The 21,575-nt window shown below is 30.7% G+C and carries 18 protein-coding genes and 1 tRNA gene; 10 read left to right on the top strand and 9 right to left on the bottom strand.

Annotated features, from left to right (window positions below):
* Window positions 1–878, bottom strand: an 878-nt coding sequence (locus FOF46_RS32365; protein WP_478209724.1) for a collagen-like domain-containing protein, incomplete at its 3' end; no start/stop codon positions are given.
* A gap of 293 nt (window positions 879–1,171) precedes the next feature.
* Here FOF46_RS32365 and FOF46_RS20975 point away from each other — a divergent pair.
* A tRNA-Gly gene (locus tag FOF46_RS20975) sits at window positions 1,172–1,244 on the top strand.
* A gap of 58 nt (window positions 1,245–1,302) precedes the next feature.
* On the opposite strand, the gene FOF46_RS20970 is transcribed toward FOF46_RS20975, so the two are convergent.
* The 4 genes from FOF46_RS20970 to FOF46_RS20955 form a co-directional block, all read right to left on the bottom strand.
* Window positions 1,303–1,992, bottom strand: coding sequence for a hypothetical protein (locus FOF46_RS20970; protein WP_143917798.1), 690 nt, complete (start codon window positions 1,990–1,992; stop codon window positions 1,303–1,305).
* 222 nt (window positions 1,993–2,214) lie between these two features.
* A complete protein-coding gene (locus tag FOF46_RS20965) occupies window positions 2,215–2,931 on the bottom strand; it encodes a polyphosphate polymerase domain-containing protein (RefSeq protein WP_160114050.1) in 717 nt (238 codons plus the stop codon).
* Entirely contained in the window at window positions 2,912–5,926 is a 3,015-nt protein-coding gene (locus FOF46_RS20960) for a hypothetical protein (RefSeq protein ID WP_143917797.1), read from the bottom strand. Before FOF46_RS20960 ends, FOF46_RS20965 begins: the two co-directional genes overlap by 20 nt.
* A gap of 34 nt (window positions 5,927–5,960) precedes the next feature.
* Window positions 5,961–6,638 (bottom strand): DUF4956 domain-containing protein, encoded by a 678-nt coding sequence (locus FOF46_RS20955; RefSeq protein ID WP_143917796.1) that lies wholly within the window; start codon window positions 6,636–6,638, stop codon window positions 5,961–5,963.
* A 120-nt stretch (window positions 6,639–6,758) separates the two neighbouring features.
* Here FOF46_RS20955 and FOF46_RS20950 point away from each other — a divergent pair, with 120 nt between their 5' ends.
* The 3 genes from FOF46_RS20950 to FOF46_RS20940 all read left to right on the top strand — a co-directional run bounded on the left by FOF46_RS20950 (window position 6,759) and on the right by FOF46_RS20940 (window position 9,602).
* Complete coding sequence (locus FOF46_RS20950) at window positions 6,759–7,634, top strand: glycosyltransferase family 2 protein (protein ID WP_109434693.1); 876 nt, start codon at window positions 6,759–6,761, stop codon at window positions 7,632–7,634.
* 97 nt (window positions 7,635–7,731) lie between these two features.
* A complete protein-coding gene (locus FOF46_RS20945) occupies window positions 7,732–8,574 on the top strand; it encodes a polysaccharide deacetylase family protein (RefSeq protein WP_143917795.1) in 843 nt (280 codons plus the stop codon).
* Between the two features lie 182 nt (window positions 8,575–8,756).
* Complete coding sequence (locus FOF46_RS20940) at window positions 8,757–9,602, top strand: GNAT family N-acetyltransferase (protein WP_143917794.1); 846 nt, start codon at window positions 8,757–8,759, stop codon at window positions 9,600–9,602.
* A gap of 32 nt (window positions 9,603–9,634) precedes the next feature.
* On the opposite strand, the gene FOF46_RS20935 is transcribed toward FOF46_RS20940, so the two are convergent.
* The 3 genes from FOF46_RS20935 to pepE all read right to left on the bottom strand — a co-directional run bounded on the left by FOF46_RS20935 (window position 9,635) and on the right by pepE (window position 13,670).
* Complete coding sequence (locus FOF46_RS20935; protein WP_143917793.1) at window positions 9,635–11,968, bottom strand: tetratricopeptide repeat protein; 2,334 nt, start codon at window positions 11,966–11,968, stop codon at window positions 9,635–9,637.
* Window positions 11,969–12,038: 70 nt separating this feature from the next.
* Window positions 12,039–12,953 (bottom strand): glutaminase, encoded by a 915-nt coding sequence (locus FOF46_RS20930; RefSeq protein WP_109434697.1) that lies wholly within the window; start codon window positions 12,951–12,953, stop codon window positions 12,039–12,041.
* 9 nt (window positions 12,954–12,962) lie between these two features.
* Window positions 12,963–13,670, bottom strand: a complete 708-nt coding sequence (gene pepE / locus FOF46_RS20925) for a dipeptidase PepE (RefSeq protein WP_143917792.1) — start codon at window positions 13,668–13,670, stop codon at window positions 12,963–12,965.
* Between the two features lie 102 nt (window positions 13,671–13,772).
* On the opposite strand from pepE, the gene FOF46_RS20920 reads away from it, so the two are divergent.
* The 6 genes from FOF46_RS20920 (at window position 13,773) to FOF46_RS20895 (ending at window position 20,737) form a co-directional block, all read left to right on the top strand.
* Window positions 13,773–14,567 carry a peptidase associated/transthyretin-like domain-containing protein gene (locus FOF46_RS20920; protein WP_109434699.1) on the top strand — a complete coding sequence of 265 codons (795 nt, stop codon included), beginning with the start codon at window positions 13,773–13,775 and terminating at the stop codon, window positions 14,565–14,567.
* A gap of 105 nt (window positions 14,568–14,672) precedes the next feature.
* Window positions 14,673–15,431, top strand: a complete 759-nt coding sequence (locus FOF46_RS20915) for a peptidase associated/transthyretin-like domain-containing protein (RefSeq protein ID WP_109434700.1) — start codon at window positions 14,673–14,675, stop codon at window positions 15,429–15,431.
* A 198-nt stretch (window positions 15,432–15,629) separates the two neighbouring features.
* Complete coding sequence (locus FOF46_RS20910) at window positions 15,630–16,142, top strand: DUF6702 family protein (protein ID WP_109434701.1); 513 nt, start codon at window positions 15,630–15,632, stop codon at window positions 16,140–16,142.
* 63 nt (window positions 16,143–16,205) lie between these two features.
* On the top strand, window positions 16,206–18,518 hold the full coding sequence (locus FOF46_RS20905) for a M1 family metallopeptidase (protein WP_143917791.1): 2,313 nt from the start codon (window positions 16,206–16,208) through the stop codon (window positions 18,516–18,518).
* Between the two features lie 86 nt (window positions 18,519–18,604).
* Window positions 18,605–18,898, top strand: coding sequence for a Sec-independent protein translocase subunit TatA/TatB (locus tag FOF46_RS20900; RefSeq protein ID WP_109434703.1), 294 nt, complete (start codon window positions 18,605–18,607; stop codon window positions 18,896–18,898).
* 339 nt (window positions 18,899–19,237) lie between these two features.
* Window positions 19,238–20,737, top strand: coding sequence for a S8 family peptidase (locus FOF46_RS20895; protein ID WP_109434704.1), 1,500 nt, complete (start codon window positions 19,238–19,240; stop codon window positions 20,735–20,737).
* A gap of 85 nt (window positions 20,738–20,822) precedes the next feature.
* Here the strand turns inward: FOF46_RS20895 and FOF46_RS20890 are convergent, their stop codons facing one another.
* Window positions 20,823–21,464, bottom strand: coding sequence for an O-methyltransferase (locus tag FOF46_RS20890; protein ID WP_109434705.1), 642 nt, complete (start codon window positions 21,462–21,464; stop codon window positions 20,823–20,825).
* Between the last annotated feature and the right edge of the window lie 111 nt (window positions 21,465–21,575).

Below are 21,575 nucleotides of genomic sequence, written 5' to 3'. Positions count from 1 at the left end.
GTTGGTCCTTGTGCACCTGTATTTCCTGTTGGTCCTTGCGCTCCGGTTGCTCCAGTAGCACCAGTTGGTCCCTGTGCACCGGTTGCTCCAGTAGCACCTGTCGGTCCTTGCGCACCTGTATTTCCTGTTGGTCCTTGTGCTCCAGTTGCTCCAGTGGCACCTGTTGGTCCTTGTGCACCAGTTGCTCCAGTAGCACCTGTCGGCCCTTGCGCACCTGTATTTCCTGTTGGTCCTTGCGCTCCGGTTGCTCCAGTAGCACCAGTTGGTCCTTGCGCACCTGTATTTCCTGTTGGTCCTTGTGCTCCAGTTGCTCCAGTGGCACCTGTTGGTCCTTGTGCACCAGTTGCTCCAGTAGCACCTGTCGGCCCTTGCGCACCTGTGTTTCCTGTTGGTCCTTGTGCACCTGTATTTCCTGTTGGTCCTTGCGCTCCGGTTGCTCCAGTAGCACCTGTCGGTCCTTGCGCACCTGTATTTCCTGTTGGTCCTTGTGCTCCAGTTGCTCCAGTTGGTCCCTGTGGTCCAGCTGATAGCAGAGAAGATAGGTCGACGAATCCGCCGTCCTCAAGGGTTAATATGTTTGTTGTTGAATTGAAAGATAATTGTTGATTATCATTGCCTGAACAAAGACTGCTCCAACTATCATTATTATATTGAAAAATACAATTATCAGTGGTGTTGTATACTAATGCTCCGTTGAAAGGAGTAATAGCATTCATTTGCGATGTAGTAACTCTGGTAAGTACAAATGCTTTATCTGCACTTTCTAATTCTAAAATAGAAAATGCATCGATTTGGTTAGGGTTGTCTCCAACCTTAACCTGCGCTTGTGCAGTTACTAAAGATAAAAATAAGATTATCAGGGGTAATTTTATCTTCATATTTTGGTTTTATTTGAGGCTTATAACTTATTCTATATATGGGTTTACCATAGTTTTTTAATATTTACAGAATCCACGAATTGGATTCTAATATAAATATAATTTGATAAACTATTAAAATTCAATTAACTAAGCAAATATACAATTTTTTCGATAAAAAACAATTTTTACCGATAAAACACACGTTTGTTAAGTTATAACCTTTGATTTTTGTTAAAAAATGAATTATTTATTTTAAAAAAAGTATTTAGTTTTTTTTTTCAAAGAAATCTAATACATTTGCCATCGCAAAAGCGGGAGTAGCTCAGTTGGTAGAGCGTCAGCCTTCCAAGCTGAATGTCGCCGGTTCGAACCCGGTCTCCCGCTCAAAAGCCTCACTATTAAGTGAGGCTTTTTTATTTTTATCATATATCTTATCTAGTAATTAATTGGAAAAAAGGGAATTAATGTATTTTGAGCTTTGATGTTTTATTAAAGTATCTATTGCTATAAATTTGTAATTGATTTCGTTTTTATAATTAGAAAGAAGTAGGAGGTGGTTATTGTTATTCATAAACCAAAAGCTATTCCCTAAGAAAATTACTCCATTCTTATCTACATATTCAAATTTTGAAGCTTTTGCTCCCAGATCACCTCCAATCCAAATGATGTTTTTACCAGATTTTTTGATCTGTAATAGTTTTGGATATATTTCGGATTGAAAATTATTTGAATTATGACAGTAATCGCAAATTCCTTTAGGGCCATTACAGACCTGATTAATTTGACTGTCCATTATAGGGTGTTGATCCATAAAAATTAATTTATGAGAAAGGATGACAACATTTTTGGTCCGTAAAGTATTTAAGATATTAAAAAACTCTTTTTTTTGTTTACCAACTATAGAACTTAAACTGTCTTGAGAATTAATCGTTATAAAAGTAGTTTCATCTTTTACATAATAATGAAACTTATTTTTGTTTGTGAATCTCTTAAAATTTTCATTTGATGTATTGTCATGATTGCCAATACTCCACAACGTATTTTTATTTCTTAAGTCAAAGACTTTATCGAGGTGATATATTATTGAATCTTTAAATGTTGAAACTCCCAAGTCTCCACCTAATAATGTCATATCGTATAGATTCATATTTATATCATAGATTTTCTTAAATATACTGTCATTTGTTTGTAATCTAGTATGTGACAAGTAAATGTAATTTGATCGGGAATTAAGAATTCCTTTTTTTGGGGCAGCACATGTGATGGTAAAAAAAATACATACTAAAGACAAGATGATGGTCAAAAGACATATTTTGGACTTAACTGGTTCGAAAGACCTTTTATTTTTCATAAGTTAAGAATGAATTATCTCAATACCTCTTACGTATTTTGAGTTTTTAGATAATCGAGAGTTAATTTGTTGAGTTATAGCCCTAGATTCATTATCGTATTCCTTATTGTATTTGAGTTCTAAAATAATCTCATTATCAATCAAATGGTAATCATTATAATTATTGGGATTAAAAAAAATCATATTAAAATCCAAAGTAATCCTAAACTTTTCACAAGAGGAAAGAAAATATCGTCTTTCATATGAGTTGGACAGTGTTGGGAATAGACTATGAAGCTTAAAAATCAATTCTTCGTTTTTTGTTTCTTTTAATGCTTCTATGATTTGGGAATTGATCTGATCTATACTTAATGATTCTATATTACTTTCAAAAGAAGGCATTTTAAGAGAAAACTTATCTCCAACTTCTCCAATTTTCTTTTTTATTTCGATGATTGGTGATTTTATTATTGAAGGAGTACTATTGTACCACCGGAGTCTATATTTTTCTCTTATCCCATCTCCAGAAACGTTCTGTTTATAGAATGTATAATTATTATCATCAAAATATATATTATTGACAGCTCTTTTTGAGTAGATTTCTTCAAAACAAAAATTGTTTGTATAAACAATAGTTTGTATTAGATCATTTAGGTCTATATTTTGAAATATAAATTTTCTTTCATATCTCAGATTGTGAAAGAGTGGTTTATGAAAATTTTCACTTACTGCTTTTTCCATATTTTTTACCATACATTTGATCTATTACTTTATTAGATACCGTTTTGACCGGGGCTTTATCTATTAAAAGCTGAGAACCGTTTTCAACAAGGTAGTCTAATTCATTGTTCTTTAATGTTAACATTGAAATATCAATTGATCCTGTTCCATATTCTGATTTTTTTTGAAAAGATGATAATCCTAATTTTGTATTTGATACGTTAACATTTTGCAATGAAATACTCGATAAATCTTTACTTACAATACCAATTTCTCCTTCAGAAACATTGATGTTCATTCCTGTGATTGTACTTGATTCTCCAGCACTTATTGCTTTGTCGGAAGAATTGTTAATTACTATATCTTTTAAGAAAATACTTGAGCCTGATACATCAATACCATCATTTCCGTTGTTTAAAAATGAGCTATTTAGAATTTTTCCTTCTACAAAATCTCCATCAAATGCATCTGATAATGTATTTTTAAAAACTGTAGAATCAATTACAAATTTGGATCTAATAATATTTAACCCATCTTCTGATCTATTATTTTGGAAAACTGAGTTAGATATTTCGACAATAGTTTCATTAAAATTTATTGCCCCAGATAGCGCCCATAACTTTGAGGTTGGATTAGAAAGGCTTGTAAAGTGACAATGGTTTAATGTTGATTTCTCTTTAGTGTTTGTAATAAAAATTCCTCCACTAGAATTATTAGATGAAAAAAATTGGATAGGAAAATCCTTTGTTCCTCTACATATGATTGGTGAATATGAAATGATGGATGCTCCATTTGTCATATCTATAGAGACTCCTTTTTCGATAAAAACTTTATGATCTTTTGGAATGACTAAGGTTTTATTTAATTTATAATTCCCTCTAGGTATTGTAAGTATGTTGTTTTTTACTTTTATAAACTCAAAATTAGTGTAGTTGGTAACAAATGATTTTTTATAAGTATTAATAATCTCAAGTGTTTCATTTTGATTTGATGCAAAAGGGATGATATTATTCTTTCTGGAAAATGAAATACCTGGGAACTTATATTTTACTTTCATTTTTTTTACATCCTTAGGGTAGCGAAATCCCCCTTTTTTGTTCTTTTTTGAAACGAAGGCATTATTAAAGGCATCTTTTATATTAAAAGTAATGAGCTTCTTCTCATTTGGATAGATGATTAGGTCAGAAGAAAAAGAAGAACTTAACCTTTTTCCGTCAATATGTTCTAAACTATTAATAATAACAGGAAAATTAGATAGATTGCTAATATCTACCTGTATTTCTTTTTTGTCAATATTCAATAAATTAGAAATAATTGCATCAGAAGGGTTTATTTGTTTTTTAATGAAATTACTGTTATAATCAAGAATTGAAAGATCTACGGTTGTTTTTAATTCTGTTTTTAAATTTTTAAATATTGTATTAAGGTCGTTATCGAACTTATTAATAAAATTTTTAATAAATTTTTCATTGCTAATTATTTCAAACTTTTCTAACAGTTTTTGAGTATAAACCATATCTCCTTGAGAGAAGGGATAGTTGGTAATCTGATTTATTCTTGAACCAGGATGAGAGTCAAAGCAAACAGGTTCTAGTTTATTTGTAACAGGATTAAAATAAACCCTTAGATTATGATCTATTAACCCATGTTGTCCTCCAAATAAATTTATTAACGCCACAAAGGTTGTTAATTTATCAATATCAAATACTTCTGAGATTTTTAATTTTCCTTTTTTAAGACCTTCTAATAGGTTTTTGGCAACATTAAACTGTTTTAATAATACAGGGTCAGAAAGTACTCTTGATTCATCAAAAACTTTAATAGGTAAATTTTGTGTTTCCTGTAAGTTTTTGCTCCATGAATTGACGTTCAATTTTAGGTCGTACGATTTTTTTCGATCTTCCCAGAGCAAAGATTCCTCAAAAGATAAAATAATACCTTCTCTTCTCCTGTTATTCTCTATTAATCTTTTATCAAAAGATTCTTCAATTGCCATAATTCCTAAAGGAATTGTTTGAGTATTATCTTTATCTTTAACTTCTATGTCTATATTGACAAAATCATATCGTAATCCAATTAAGTCATTATTTTTAATCACTTTTTGGAATAACCATTCCCATTCATAATTTCTAACTTTTGGGTGCTGGATAGAGAATTTACTCATCCCTCTTATAGTAGTGTTGTCATCTTCAAGAATTACTCTGAAAGACCATTTTTTTTCATCATCCAAATGGTCTGTCCAATCCCCTTTTAATCTAACTTTAGATTTTATATTCTTAGTAGTATTGTATGAAACTTTGGATGAAACGAAATCATCTTCTTTTTTTATTAAAATTTTACTTTTTAATGCTTCATTTCGTCTTGATTTTATTTTCTCAAAATTCTTTTGAGTTAAAGAGATCGTTATTTTTTCTAATGTGTTAGAAATATTCGCAGAGGATAGATTTTCAAAATTGATTCCATTTACTTGATAGGATCTTCCTTGATTACTTGAAAACCTACCTGTGTTGAAGAATTTTACTTTATTAGGCTCTAAAAATTCGGATAATGTTTTATGAAAAAAAACACCTCTGAAAACAAAATAAGTTTCAGTGTTTGTTTTTATTTTAATTGGATTGAAATCGAAGAAATCAATGTTTATGTAATTATACTTCTGTAATTTCAATAATGCCTGTTCATCTTTTGGGAAAATATGTATGAAAAAGGCGTCATTTAATTGCCTATTTGTTAAACTGTCCTTGTATACATAATATAGTTTTGGGACACCTTGATTTTCTTTATAATAAATTGAAAACTCTGGGTTGGAGTGTATTTTGTTAATACTCTTATTGATCATTTCTACTATTTCTTCTTTGTTAAGGGTAGTAGTAGGGATTTCTGTATTGTGTAAGATTTTTTGATTATCAGGTAAAGCATTCTTTTTTTGAAATATTAAACTGGCTATAAATAATGCAAAAAATACAATTGGCATTATGATTAAATCAGATTTTTTATTTTGAACCTTTTTGATATTCATAAAAAAACAAGTTTTATCCCGTCAACACTCTATATTATATTTCATTACTTAGAAATGTAACATCAATACTATTGTCTATTTTGGATAGGCTATCATGTATTGCTTTTATCTTCTCAATTGAGGATATATTTATTGAAAAATTAAAGTTGATTTCCTCATTAGCATATTTTATTCTCTTTAGATCAACTTGATTAGAATGTTCAGAAACTATAGTACTAATTTGATCTGTAATTTTGGATTTATCGTCATTTTTACATTGTAGACGTATGAGTAAGTTTTGAGAAAAAGAGTTGCCTAATTTATTCTTATTAAGTAAAACTACAATTAAAATAAGTATTCCAAAACCGATAACTGTAGGTAACAATTGATTAGCTCCTAATCCTAATCCAATTGAAATAGCAATAAAGAAATAGCCTAGTTCTTCAGGTTCTTTTATGGCCGTTCGAAACCTAATAATAGAGAGCGCGCCTACCAGGCCTAAAGAAAGAGCTAGTGACGATTTTACAATTGAAATAATAATAAAAGTAGTTATGCCAACTAAAATCAGAACTTTTGATAATTGAGATCTATTGGATATTGCTGTTCCATATCGCACATAAATAATTTTCAGGAAGAAAAGTAATACTCCACAGATAAGTATATTAATTACATAATTTAGAATCGAGAAGTTTTCGTCAAAATTAAGATTTAGCTGATTAATAAGATCATTCATTCTTTTTAAATTTTACTATGCACAAGGTAAAGAAGTTTTGGGAAAAAATGTCTTTTTTATTCTTATGACCAAGACTAAAGATAAATTTAGTATGTTTATATTGTTTTAAAAATATACTCGATGAGTAAGACATTAACCATTGTAATGCCCGTTTATAATGAAGAAGAATCATTAAAAATATTTTTACCCGAGGTTATTGATCATTGTATTAATAATGAGTATTCACTTATTTTAGTTAATGATGGTTCTAAGGATAAGACTGGTGAAATTTTGAAAACACATGCTGCAACTACTTCGATACTTACAGTAATTACTCATAAAGTAAATAAGGGGTATGGAGGTGCTATTAAAAGTGGTATTGAAAAATGCATTACAGATTATGTTATAACCATAGATGCTGATGGTCAACATTATTTAAGTGATGTGGATAATCTGTTTGCAAAAATATTAGAAACAGATGCGGATTTGGTTATTGGGAGTAGAAAAGGACAAATGTCAGCTTCTGCATTTAGGAAGGTGGGTAAAGGAATTATTCGCTTTGTAGCAAAAATGTTAATGAAATTATCAGTTTATGATATCAACTCGGGAATGAAGATTTATGATACAGAATTGGTCAATAAATATCTAAAACTTACTCCGGATACAATGTCTTTTAGTGATATTATCACCTTAACTTTTGTGAGTAATCGACATTTGGTTATTGAAGAACCAATACAAATTAAGAAACGAATGGGAGGGACTAGTACTATTGGTATAAGGACAGCCTTCGAAACCATTATGGAGATTATTAATATCATTATTTTGTTTAATCCAGCAAGGATTTTCTTACCTATTTCAGCCTTTTTTTTTGTATTTGGTGTTTTTTGGGGAGCTAACTTTTTCTTTCAGGGTAAAGGTATTAGTATCGGAGCAAGTACTTTAATTCTTACCGGGTTATTAATTTTTCTTTTAGGGCTAATAGCGGAACAACTATCTGCTCTTAGAAAAAATCAATAATTTATTTCAAAACAGAAATATTTAAAAAATTAACTTTGAATATAACCAAAAATAGTCGAACTGTTTTTTTGAAAAATATGAGTATAATTGACGAATAATGAAGTTTGATAAAAAAGAAAATATTTTTTTGTTTAGTATTGACTTAGAAGATGTTCGTTTGCGTGTTAATGATGGATTAAAATATAAGCCAAGTGTTGAAAAATTAGTAGAACAATATCTTATCTTTTTAAATTTTTATAAGGCAAAAGCTACATTTTTTACTGTTGGAGATATTCCAAAATATTACCCAGATCTTATTAAAACTATTGTTGCCGAAGGACATGAAATTGCATGTCACTCAAACAAGCATATTCCCGTAACAATTCAAAGTAAAGAAGAGTTTAGAATTGATCTACAGCAAAATATGGAAAATCTATATAAAGCTGGAGCAACAGAATTAATAGGATACAGAGCACCAACGTACTCTATTACTAAAGATGTACAATGGGTCTTTGATGTCTTAACAGATTTGGGATTTAAATATTCTAGTTCGGTACTTCCTGCAAAAAACCCTTTATACGGTTGGAAAGAATTTGGTGAAAATCCAAGAAAAATGAATGATGATTTATGGGAGATACCGGTAAGTTTAAGAAAAGGATCATTCTTTAAAGTACCATTTTCTGGAGGTATATATTTTAGGTTTTTACCTTTTTTTTTAATTAAAAATAGTTTTGATTTTCATTATAAACAAAACAGAGCAGTGACTAGTTATTTTCATCCGTATGACATTGATACAGATCAGGAAAAGTTTATGCATCCTGAGATTAATGATAATTGGATTTATAATAGATTAATGTATTTTAACCGAAAGAAAGTATTTCCAAGACTCCATACAATTATGGATCAATATGATTCAAAAATAATCACGTACAAAAGTTATATAGAACGTTTACAACAATAAAAATAAGGAGATGAATAGAGAATGATCTCTATTTTTTTAATAAAGTAAAATTAAAGATTTTAGTATTTTAATAACGAAAAGAAAATAGACTTCTATATAAGCGAAGCATATAGGGATCAAAAAGTGATAGAAATACAATTAAAAAACTATCAAGAGGATTTGAAATATAATACAGAAAATAGATGAGCTACAATTTTTTGCCTATTCAAACGGACAAGACATCGATTAAGGAAGTTACAGATCTGTTAAGAATTACTTTTCCTCATGCTAAGAAATACACAGAAGCTTTTATTTCTTGGCAATATATTGATAACCCGGTTGGGAAAATGATGGGTTATAATGCATATGCAGGAACCACATTAGCTGCTCATTATGCCTTGATGCCAATAAAAGCCAAAATTTTTGGTAAAGAAGAGAAAGGATTATTATCATTAAATACAGCAACGCATCCTGAACATAGAGGGAAAAGACTATTTCCCAGGCTTGCAAGTGAGAGTTATAAAGAAGCAGCTGATAAGGGGTTTAGTTTTGTAATCGGAGTTGCTAATGCTCAAAGCACGCCAGGTTTTTTAAAGAAATTGGATTTTCAACTTATAAGAATGCTTGATGCTAAACTAGGTTGGGGTAAAATTATACGTACAAAAGAGGATTGTGATCTAGATTATCAAAGAATTTGGGATGAGGAAACTGTGCAATGGCGTATATCTAATCCTGAATTACATTATAAAATTAAAAATAATAGAATTTTAGCTCCAACAGATCGTTTTGGTATACAGGCAATTCTTAAAGATTTTGATCAAAGCTATAATATTGCTGATAACTCAACGAATACTTTAAATTTAAGGCCTTTTAAACTATGGATAGGTATTGATAATTCAATTCATTGGAAAAAATCTTTTTATTTTGATATTCCTTTAAAAATGAGACCGTCTCCACTTAATTTAATTTTTAAAGACCTTACTGATAAGGGTAGGAAGTTTGATTTTTCCAAAATACAATTTAATGCTTTAGATTTTGATGCTTATTAAATTCTTATCTATTGTTAGTAAGAGACTCTATGTTATTGTTGTATATTTTTTAAAGCTACCTCGAAGTTATTTTTTAAAAGTTGATTGTCGGGATTAAGAGTTAATCCTTTTTTACCGGCTTCAATAGCCTTGTCCCATTTTTTTAAAGCATTATATCCACTACAAATGTTATTATATAATTTATCAGAATTAGGATGTTGTATGATTCCTTCTTCAGCTACTTTTATACATCTTTCAAACAATCCGTTATTGTAGTATAAAACACTTAAATTTAAATAATTGGCTTCGCTGTTATCTTTTTTTAGAAGTTCGATTTGATACTCAATTTTATTTTTTCGATTAAGAATATCATCAAGATTATTTTTTGCTAGTTGGTAATTTGGAGCTAATTGTATTGCTTTCTTACAAGCTTCAATGGCTTTGTCATAATTCCCCAGAATATTATATGCGCTACAAATATTATTGTAAGCTTCGGCATAATTAGGATTTAAAGCTATGGCTTTTTCGGCAATAGATATGGATTTAAGATATTGCTTTTTTTGGTAATATTTAAAACTAAGAGTAAAGTACTTTTCGGGTGTGGGATTATTTATGATTTCTTTTTCTTCCATATCAAGCACGCCATTTTTTTCGACACTTGCTAATAAAAAGTACTGAACTCTTTTATTATTTTTATCCATTTCTAGGGTACTTGAGGCTATTGTATTTAGATTTTTCCAATCTTCTAACTTCAGATAGTTTTCCATAAGTAACATTCGTATTTCTATATTTGAAGGAGATAATTTTAATGACTTAGATAATTTATCAATAGACTCCTCATTTCTGGACTTTTCCCATAAAAACTTCCCATAATGAAACCATGAATGATAATAATTACCTCCATATTCTATGGCTTTTTTAAAATACTCTTCAGCAATTAAACTGTTTCCTTTTATATTATTTAATACTCCGAGATTTATGTGTAAAAAAGGATAATCAGGTGCTATTTTTAGAGATTTTTTAAAGTATTCTTCGGCAATGTCATGCTCTCCTGCTTCCATTTTTATAATCCCATAGTTCATTAATCCTCTTGGGTTTTTTGGACTTTTAATAGTGACATCTTTCCATAGACTTTGATCATTATCCCATACTTCATTTCTCAAGTAAGTCCCAAAGGCATAGATAGCCAATAGTACTAGCAGGGGAATAAGGAGATACGAAGATCGAAAATGATATTTATTACTAAGATGTTGAAGAAGTAAATTACAAGACCAACCTACACTAAGTATTAATCCTATATAAGGAAAAAACATACGATGATCATTCATTACTTCTGCCAGTGGAATAAAACTAGAAGTTGGAGCAAGTGCAATGAAAAACCATAATAATCCAAAACAAATTGGATGATGTTTTTCTTTTCTAGAAGTAATCCATATAATATATACCGCTATGGATAAAAATAACAGACCTATAAAATATTGGTATGACCAAATTGTTTGTAAAGCTTTCCAATCTGTATCTGCACTGAGATTTGTAGGAAGAAAAATACTTGTGAAGTAATGAAAAATTACGAACGGTTGCGTAATAAGATAGTTGAACGTTTCTGATGATCCAGTAGTAAAAGTGTCTGGAGTCATTATATGATGGAAGATATATAAAAGCGTACAGAAAATTATTGATGGGATAGATTTTACTATTGCTCTAACAGTTTTGTTAAAGGATTTTGAAGAAAATAAAGTAAAGAAATTTACTTTTTCTTCAAAAAGTAGTACATAACTTAAAAATAAAGGAGCAAACATAATAGCTGTAGGTTTTGCCAAAGCTCCTATAGCTACAGGAATCAGATACAAATAATATTTTTTTGCAATAGAAGAGTATTGATAAATAACAAATGCCAGTACTACAAAAAAAGTGGATTGTAAATCAGACCTCGCAATAATGTAGTTTATGGTTTCTGCCATTACTGGATGTATCATATACCATAATGTTATTCCAGAAGCGACATAGAAATTATAGGTGTTGTCTAGTGATAAGTTGAGTATTCTATGGACAAATAAAAAGATAAGAATACCTTGTAAAAGGAATAGAATAAATGAAGTAAGGTGAAAATAAAACACATTATATCCGTTACCGAGCCAATAATCAAAGGCTAGAGATGTAGTTACTACAGGTCTGTAAGTTTGATTTTGAGCTAGAGAACTTATGGTGGTTCCGTCTTTAAAAAATGATGGGATATTTTTTAAGTCTCTTATGTTAGGATTTTCGGTAATAGTATGAATATCATCAAAGTGAAAAGAATTATTAAAATGATTGAGATACGTTATTGTAGTGATAACAATCATTACAATACTAAAATAAAGCGTTTTCTTTTTTTTGGATATATTCAAAAATGTAAGTTTTTAGAAGTTCATTATGTATAAAATTACTTGTTTTAGGAAATACTACAAATTTAGCTCTTTAAAAAATTGATAACCCCGTTAAAGTTGTAAGCCTTTCTAAGGCATACATGCCCAGTTCAGAATTTCCTTTAGGGTTGAGAGGAGGACTCCATACAGTGACAGCATATTGCCCTGGATGCACAGCTGCTATTCCTCCACCAACACCACTCTTGCCTGGTAAACCCACTCTAAAACTAAACTCGCCAGCTTCATCATAAAAACCACAAGTTTGCATAATAGCATTAATACGTTTTACTTTTCTGGGTGATAGTATTTGCTCATCGTCAGATATTCGCTTACCTCCATTGGCGTACATCATAAACGCAATTGATAACTCTTTACAAGACATTTCTATGGCACATTGATAAATATAAAAATCGAGTACGATCTCAATATCATTTTTTATATTACCAAAAGACTTCATGAGATTAAGTAAAGAAGCGTTACGATAACTATATTTCTTTTCAGATTCAAAAACTTTTGAATTAATTCCAATATTAGAATTTCCTGTTATATTATGTATAAAATCAAGAAAATCCTTTTTTGGATCTTTTAATTGTGAAATTAAAATATCAGAAATAACTAGCGCTCCTGCATTGATAAAAGGATTTCTTGGAATTCCGTTTTCATACTCTAATTGTATTAGAGAATTAAAGGGATCTCCAGACGGTTCTACATCAACTCGCTTAAATAATTCATCATCTAATAAAGACATTGCTCTTGTGAGAGCAAATACTTTTGAAATACTTTGGATAGAGAATCGTTCTTCACTATCTCCTAGATTATAATGTCCTGAATTGATACAGTACAGGTGCATCCCAAATTTTTCATACTCTATTTTTGCTAATTCGGGGATATATGAAGCTACTTTTCCAGTTGATTGTATTGAGGAAAGTTCTGATGCTATGGTATTAAGTATATGTTGATATTCCACAATCTGATTTTAGTTTAATTCTGATAATGAGCTTCCAGAAGTTATTTCATATGGTGTTTTATTCTGTTCAAAAACTCTGGCTTTTAGGTTTCCTTCTAAAGTGATATCGTTATTTTTAACTCTCAACCAACTACCCTCACGCAATCCGACAACTGGCTGGGGGTTCAAGTTGTGAAATTCTTTGATTCTTGTTTCTCTGGTTTCTCCTTTATGTGTAGAGTTAGGATCAGGATCAAGATAGTGAGCATTTATATTAAAAGGAAAGATTCCAAGTGTTTTAAGACTGGGGGGATGAACTATAGGCATATCATTAGTGGTTTGCATGGTAAGTCCACAAATATTGCTTCCAGCACTAGTTCCTAAATAAGGTGTCCCTGATTGTATAGCTTCTGTTAAGGGTTTTATTACGTTGTTTCTATAGAGTTGATCTACTAACAAAAAAGTATTTCCTCCTCCCGTAAAAATTCCTTTAGCACTTTTTAATGCTTCATTAGTATCAGAAAACATATGTATGCTAACAATTCTTTTATTTATTTTTTTAAAAATGTTATTAACTCCAATAGTATATTCATCATGCGAAATTCCGCCTGGACGGGCATACGGAATAAAAAGTATTTCTTCAGTGTCTGAGTATAAGTCAGTTAAAGCTTCTTTTAAATACTCCAAAGGTTCGCTTCCGTAAAGTGTGGAAGTGCTTGCTATGATACAGTTTCTCATTGTTTTTTTTAGTAAAGGTAGTTTAACGTTTTCTTATATTTAAATCTTTGAGGAAGATAAAAAAAATGTAGTATCTTAATAAATAAATTAACCTTGTCTATTATGAAAATAAAGTTGTCTATATTTTTTGTTTGTTTTATTATTAGTGTTTCGAAAGCACAAATTACTACTTCCCGAGTTATGATTGAAGGAAAGATTAGTGCACCTATTGGTGATGATGTAGAAGGTGTGGTTATTTATAATCGTAGTAGTAATAAAGGTACAATTAGTACTAAAAACGGAGAATTTAAGATTAATGTTGGTATTAATGATAGAATTGAAGTAGTAGCTATGCAATATCAACATTTTGTGATATTAGTGGATAAAGGAGTAGTTGATAATAGGAAATTGAACGTGTTTCTTAATGAATCTGTAAACCAACTTGAAGAAGTAGTAGTAACACCATATGACTTATTGGGTAATGTATCGGTTGATGTTAAAAAAATTGGATTTACTAAAAGTGGTATAGGGAAGGTTGCAGATGAAACTTCTTCAAGAATTAATGATATTGACTATGATTTTACTCAAGATCAGCAATCTACATTAGAAAATAAAGTGTTTTTAGAAGACGGGATGATTAATGGATTAAATTTTGTTAATCTTTTTAAACTGGTTTATAACACTAAAGAAAAATCCAAAAAGAAAAAATTACCTTCTGATATTGATGTAAAAGTCAGAGATATGTACAATGATGAGTTTTTTAAAGATTTCTTAGCTCTAGAAATGGATCAAATTAATGATTTTATCTTTTTTGCAGAAGATAATGGGCTAAGCAATAGATATTTTGAGTCAGGAAAAGAACTGGATTTATTACAATTTTTGGTATATCAAAGTAAAATATATCGTGAGAGACAATAATCATACTAATTTTTTATCTTTTGTAATTTTCTTGAAAATATAACGTCTTTGTATTGTTGATCTTTACCTTATGTACTTAAGAAAAGATTGTTTTGATAATACAATATGGTTAAATATATACTATCTTTTTTACTACTTACTTCAATTCAAATTTTTGGTCAGTCAGAAACCTTAAAGGGAAAAATCATAGCCGATTCGATTCAAGGGTATGCAATTAATATTGTAAATTATACTAAAGCGATAGGAACTACTAATGATGAAAATGGTTTTTTTGAGATGCCTGCAAGTGTAGGAGATTCTATTGTTTTTTCATCAGTACAGTACCAAACTCGATCTATTGTTGTTACTTTAGAACAACTTGACAAAGAACAAAGAATATCTGTTGTTTTATATCCGGTAGTGCAGTTGTTAGAACAAGTAAAAGTAAGTAATATTGAACTTTCTGGTCATCTTGATAAAGATGTAGGCGCTGTCGAATTGCAACCTTTTGTTGATAACCAGATATTGGGACTTCCTTTTAGTGATAAACCACAACCGACAAAAACAGAAAGAAGAATCTATACGGCGAAATCAGGAATTTTGGATAGACCTTTAAATTATTTAAATGGTACACTCAAGAAACTAAAGAAAATTAAAGCCTTAGAAGATTTACAACAGATAGTGCAAAAAGGCACAACTACCTTTAGTACAACATTTTTTGTAGAGGAATTGGCATTACCAGAAGAGTTGATTACTGATTTTGTATACTACTGTGCAAAAGATGATTATTTTAATAATCTCCTTGAAAATTCTAAACGACTTACATTATTAGAATTTTTTCAGAAAAAGGCAAAATCTTACAAAAAACATAAAGAGTTGCATTAGATTAGAAAGCACTTTATTAGATCCTTGTTTTAGAAGATTTTAAGTTTGGCATAATTTTTATATTCAAAACATTAAAATTAATTACATTTATCGTTTTACAAATTTAGATCATAAGAATAGGGGGTAATGATTTATGTAAATACATTTATATAGATTCTTTATATAAATTCCACCTTATTTTAAAAGTTTATAGAAAAAATGAATAAAATCATAGTATTTCTTTTATTAATGATATCGGTTCCATTGACTTCTTCTTTTACAGATGTGCATAAATTTTATGTTAGTGTAACCCAGATAGAATACAATCAAGAACAGAGCTCATTACAAGTGATATCAAGGATTTTTATTGATGATATAGAAGATCTTATTAAAGAAAGATATGACGCATCGGTTATTTTGGATAAAGATAAAGAAGATCCTCAAGTAGATAAATATTTAGATATATATCTTCATAAGAAATTAACTTTTGTAGTAAACCAAAAAGAAGTATCGTTTACTTTTTTAGGGAAAGAATATGAAGATGATCTTATCATTTGTTACTTAGAAATAGAAAATATTACATCTTTAGATACGATTGAAATCACAAATCAAGTCTTAATGGACCTTTTTGAAGAACAACAAAATATTGTTCATGTAAGAAAAGGAAAAAAGAGAAAAAGTCTTATTCTTGAGAAAGAACGGGAGATTGGGATGTTAAAGTTTAGTAAATAAATTACTAAGCTTTTAAAAAACAATTACTTTGCAAATCTTAACATTTAACTCAAAATCATTACAATGAAAAAGATACTTTTAGTCCTTTCAGTGACTTTTTGGATATCGGGTGTATCATACGCTCAAAATCAAGAAGAGACTAAAAATGTTCGAGAATTAGGGCATACTAATGAGAACAAATTCAAACAGATGTACGATGAGTTTGCTACTCCAAATATGTACAGAACTGCTTCAGGAGCTCCTGGTTCTGCATATTATCAGCAGCAAGCCGATTATAAAATGGACATCGAGCTTGATGATAAAAACAAAAAACTTTCTGGTAAAGAAACGATTACGTACACCAATAATTCTCCTGATCATTTAGAATTTCTTTGGGTACAGTTAGATCAGAATATGCGTGCAAAAGACTCTAAAACACCATTAATCAATGGTGGTGGAGTTGATCCCGCAAGTTCGCAAAAGGGTTTTGTAACCCAATATTTTGCAGAACCTTTTGATGGAGGATTTAACATTACCTCTGTAAAAGATGTAAACGGCAATCCACTTAAGTATACGATTAATCGTACTATGATGCGAGTAGAAATGCCAGAACATTTAGCGCCAGGGAGTAAATTTGTGTTTTCAATTGATTGGTGGTATAATATAAATGACCATGTTAATGGAAGAGGTAGATCAGGGTATGAAGAATTTGAAGATGGAAACAGAGCTTATGTAATTGCTCAATTTTATCCTAGAATGGCAGTTTATAATGATGTTGAGGGATGGCAAAATCACCAATTTTGGGGAAGAGGAGAATTTGCATTGCCTTTTGGTGATTTTGAAGTGAATATTACTGTTCCTGCAGACCATATTTTGGACGGAACGGGAGTGTTAGTAAATAGAAAAGAGGTCTTTACAAAAGATATGATGAATCGCTATGAAAAAGCAAAGAAGTCATATAATAAACCTGTAGTTATTGTAACTCAAAAAGAAGCAATAGCAAAAGAAAAAACATTCTCTGAAAAGAAGAATACTTGGAAGTTAAAAGCAGAAAACGTTCGTGATTTTGGGTTCGCTACCTCCAGACGATTCATATGGGATATAATGGCCGTCAAAATTGGTGGAAAAGATATTATGGCAGTTTCGATGTACCCAAAAGAAGGAAACCCTTTATGGGAAGAATGGTCAACAAAAGTAGTTGCCAGTACATTAAAATCATATAGTCGTATGACTTTTGATTACCCATATCATAAAGCTATCTCTGTACATGCAAAGAATCAAGGAATGGAGTATCCAATGATTTGTTGGAACTATGGAAGACCAGATAAAAATGGGAACTATAGTGACCGCACAAAATATGGAATGATGAGTGTTATTATACATGAAGTTGGACATAACTTTTTTCCTATGATCGTGAATAGTGATGAACGTCAATGGACATGGATGGATGAAGGTCTTAATACTTTTGTGCAATATGTTGCAGAACAGGATTTTGGAGAATGGTACCCTGCAGCATTAGGTTCAGACAAAAAATATCCGTCTCGTAGAGGACCAGCGCAAAAAATTATACCTTATATGAGTGGAAATCAAAACCGACTTTCTCCTATAATGTCTCAGTCTAATAATATTCATCAGTTTGGTCCAAATGCTTATGCAAAACCAGCTACAGGATTAAATATATTGAGAGAAACAGTAATGGGAAGAGACCTTTTTGATTATTCATTTAGAACATATTCTCAACGATGGATGTTTAAACATCCAACACCAGAAGACTTCTTTAGAACAATGGAAGATGCTTCGGCAGTAGATTTAGATTGGTTTTGGAGAGGATGGTTTTATACAACAGATTATACCGATATAGGAGTAAGAGATGTAAAGAAATTTGTGGTTTCTAAAGTGCCTACATTAGAATCACAAAAATTTGCCGCAACCAGCAGAAGTTTAAGATTTGCAAACCCTTCAAATCTTGTTGTTATGGTTGAAGAAGGAAGTAGTGATTATAAAAGAATCAAAGAGAATGGAGGCATCATTGAAGATCCGGTTGCATTAAAACAATATGTAATGGATAATTTCTCTCCTGAAGAGCGCAAGAATATGAAAAACCCAAAGTTTTTCTATGAAGTTACCTTTGAAAAACCAGGAGGACTTGTTATGCCATTAATAGTGGAGTATACATACGAAGATGGAACAAAGGAAACAGTTACCTACCCAGCAGAGATATGGAGAAAGAATGATAGTGTAGTAAAACGAGCTATAGCTTCTGAGAAAGAAATTTCTAAAATTGTGGTTGATCCACAACAAGAAACAGCTGATATTGATACTTCTAATAATAGCTGGCCTCAGAGGAATAAGTTAGGGAAGTTCGAACAATTTAAAAATAAAGTAAAAGGACAATAAGTTATTTTACCAAAGAAAAAAAAGCCATCTCCGAAGTCTTCAGAGATGGCTTTTTTTTACACAATATTGCCTATATTTGCATTGTTATGACAGTATTACCTTTATTTATTAGCGGAACCGAAATAGCCTTTATTATATTTATAGTAGTAATGGTCTTTGGTGCAGATAAGATCCCCGAAATCGCAAGAGGATTAGGTAAGGGAATGCGCGTTGTTAAAGATGCTACAAATGATATTAAGACCGAGATTACCAAGAGTGCAGAAAAGCATGGTCTTGATACAGACATCACATCATCTATTACCACTGATATTAAAAAAGAAATCGATAAAGTAAAAGATGATATCGATGATATTACAGGTCCGATAAAACGTCAACCTTAGATCAAAATTCCTTAAGAACCTGTTTTTTATCTAATTCTCCTTGTATATTCTGGTATTTATTCAAAAAAATAAATGTTTTTTTGAATAAATCTTATTGTTCAGCACTATACTTTAAACCCCCCATAAACATTGAATTTTCTTATAGGTTTGTTAATTTTTTTAGTCCTATGCAAGCATAATATTGAGTTTTTTGTTAACTATATGATAATTTAATTATCAAATAATTAGAGATTATTTAATATATTAGCAATGATATTACGTAAATGATAATTATCTGTGATTTTTGCAGATTTTTCATTTGTATATTTTTAACACACAAACTCATAATCTTATTCTAAAATGAAAAAAATTACATTATTAGTATTGGGGCTGATTTTTATATACTCTTGCTCTAAAGAAGACCCTAGCGAAATTGTAGATTCTAATACAACTTCTCAAGAATTTCAAAAATTACTATCCATAGAAGAAATCAATGCATATATGGAAAGTGAATTAAAACAAAATGGAGATATAGTTTGGAAAAATGCACCTGCAAATGTTCTTTTAAGTGCAATCGCATTAGGAGGCGATATTGCAAGTGTAGGATATGGAAATAAGGGAGAAAGTTTTTCAAATAAAAAATCCGCACGATTAAATAGTGCAAGAACCAAGATATATGATGTTGTTGGAGCTCTAGAAGGTGCAAAACAATCTAATGTAGTGGTGTCTGCTGATGATATACTTAATGTGACTGAAGTAAAAATTACCAGTTTAAAAACTATAGAGGCATTACAAGCCATGGATGATGTTAGGTATATAGATCCAATTGGTTATGGTTTTTATTTAGAAAAAGAAACTTCTAATCAGCAAAAATCTGCTGGGTGCGGTCAAAGCGGTCAAACGATTAATAGCGGAGATTATAGAGTAATTTCTCCCAATGCAAGATTACCTTGGAATTTTGATATTCATAAGGTTCCACAAGCATGGAACTTAAGTACAGGATCTGGTATTACTGTAGGTCTAATTGATACTGGAATTTCTGCAAACCAAAATTTATTAGGTAATGGATTTAACGATGGAGCTTCAAATGGAAGGAGTGTACAACGTTTTGGAACTTTTATCGATTCTCCTTGGTGGTGGTCTAATAATATTGATGGCCCAAATGATAGATGTGGTCATGGTACTCAAATGGCATCTGCTATTGCATCACCTCGTAATAATGATTTTATGCCGGTTGGAGTGGCATATAACTGTAACCTTGTAGCTTATAGAGGAACAGAAGATGTCGTTTTAAATGATTATCATGAGCGTAAAGGAGTTAGTAACGCTTTAAAAGATTTAGGAAATAGGGGGGATGTTAAAATTATTTCTATGTCGGTAGGGTATCCTTGGTCTATTGGAAATGTAAAAGATGCTGTACGCTATGCATATTCTAGAGGAAAAATGATTGTTGCTGCAGGAGGTACTTCTACCACGTTCACTAATTGGTACGGAGTTATATTTCCAGCTAGTATGTCTGAAACCATAGCGGTTACTGGAATTAAAGATAATGGATATAACCGTTGTAATATTTGTCATGATGGAAGTAAAATTGATTTTACTATTGTGATGCAAAGAGCTGGAGATTCTAATAGAAATGTTCCTGTACTTGGTTTTAATACTGGATCACAAGCATATGTTGGAGGTTCTTCTGTTGCCACTGCTATGACTGCAGGTATTGCTGCTTTGGTATGGGCACGCAATCCAAATATGAGCAGAGAGCAAGTATTAGATAAGCTTAAAAGAGCAGGAGAATTTTATCCTAACCGTAATGGTAAATTTGGTTATGGTAATATTGATGCACTTAAAGCAGTACAGTAAAAAATAGAAATCAAAAATAAAAAGAAAAGGTTAGAGAGATATGTTCTTTCTAACCTTTTCTTTTTTAATAATATTATATTTTAACCTATAAAACCCTGCTAATTGTTAACCCATCTCGTATGGGAAGTAATACGGTCTCTATTCTATGATCTTCAACCAAAAGTGCATTATACTTTAGAAGAGCTTTTGTAGAAAGGTCATCTTCATTTACTTTTTCAACAACCTTGCCGCTCCAAAGGACGTTATCTGATAGAATAACACCTCCAGAATTCATTTTACCAATGATTAATTCAAAATAAGCAGGATAATTTGGTTTATCAGCATCTATAAAGACCAAATCAAATTTCATATCCAGATCAGGAATAATTTTGGTGGCATCACCAATATATTGATAGATTTGTTTTCCGTAAGGAGAAAGGTCAAAATATTTTCTTTGAAAATCTTCTAATTCTTCATTAATATCAATGGTATGTAATTCTCCATTCTGTTGAATTCCTTCCATTAAACATAATGCAGAATATCCAGTGTATGTCCCAATTTCTAATATGTTTTTAGGATAAATAAGTTTTGATAACATACTTAAAACCCTACCTTGATAAGGCCCACTTAACATCCTGGGTTGAAGTATTTTTTGATACGTTTCTCGAGTAAGCTGTTGTAGCAATTCAGGTTCTTTCTGTGTATGATTTACAACATAGGTGTCAAGATCCTCCGGAATAAAATGCATAATTCGAATTTTACTGCAAAGTTATAGTATTCTTGAATTTTGCAGTGGTAAGGTATTATAATTTTGAAATATTTTATGAAAAAGCAGGATTTGTGTTATCATAAATACCCT

Source organism: Aquimarina algiphila, from assembly GCF_007489275.1.
Classification (GTDB): Bacteria; Bacteroidota; Bacteroidia; order Flavobacteriales; family Flavobacteriaceae; genus Aquimarina; species Aquimarina algiphila.
The sequence above is the reverse complement of the archived record's forward strand: the minus strand, read 5'-3'. Positions and strand labels throughout refer to the sequence as shown.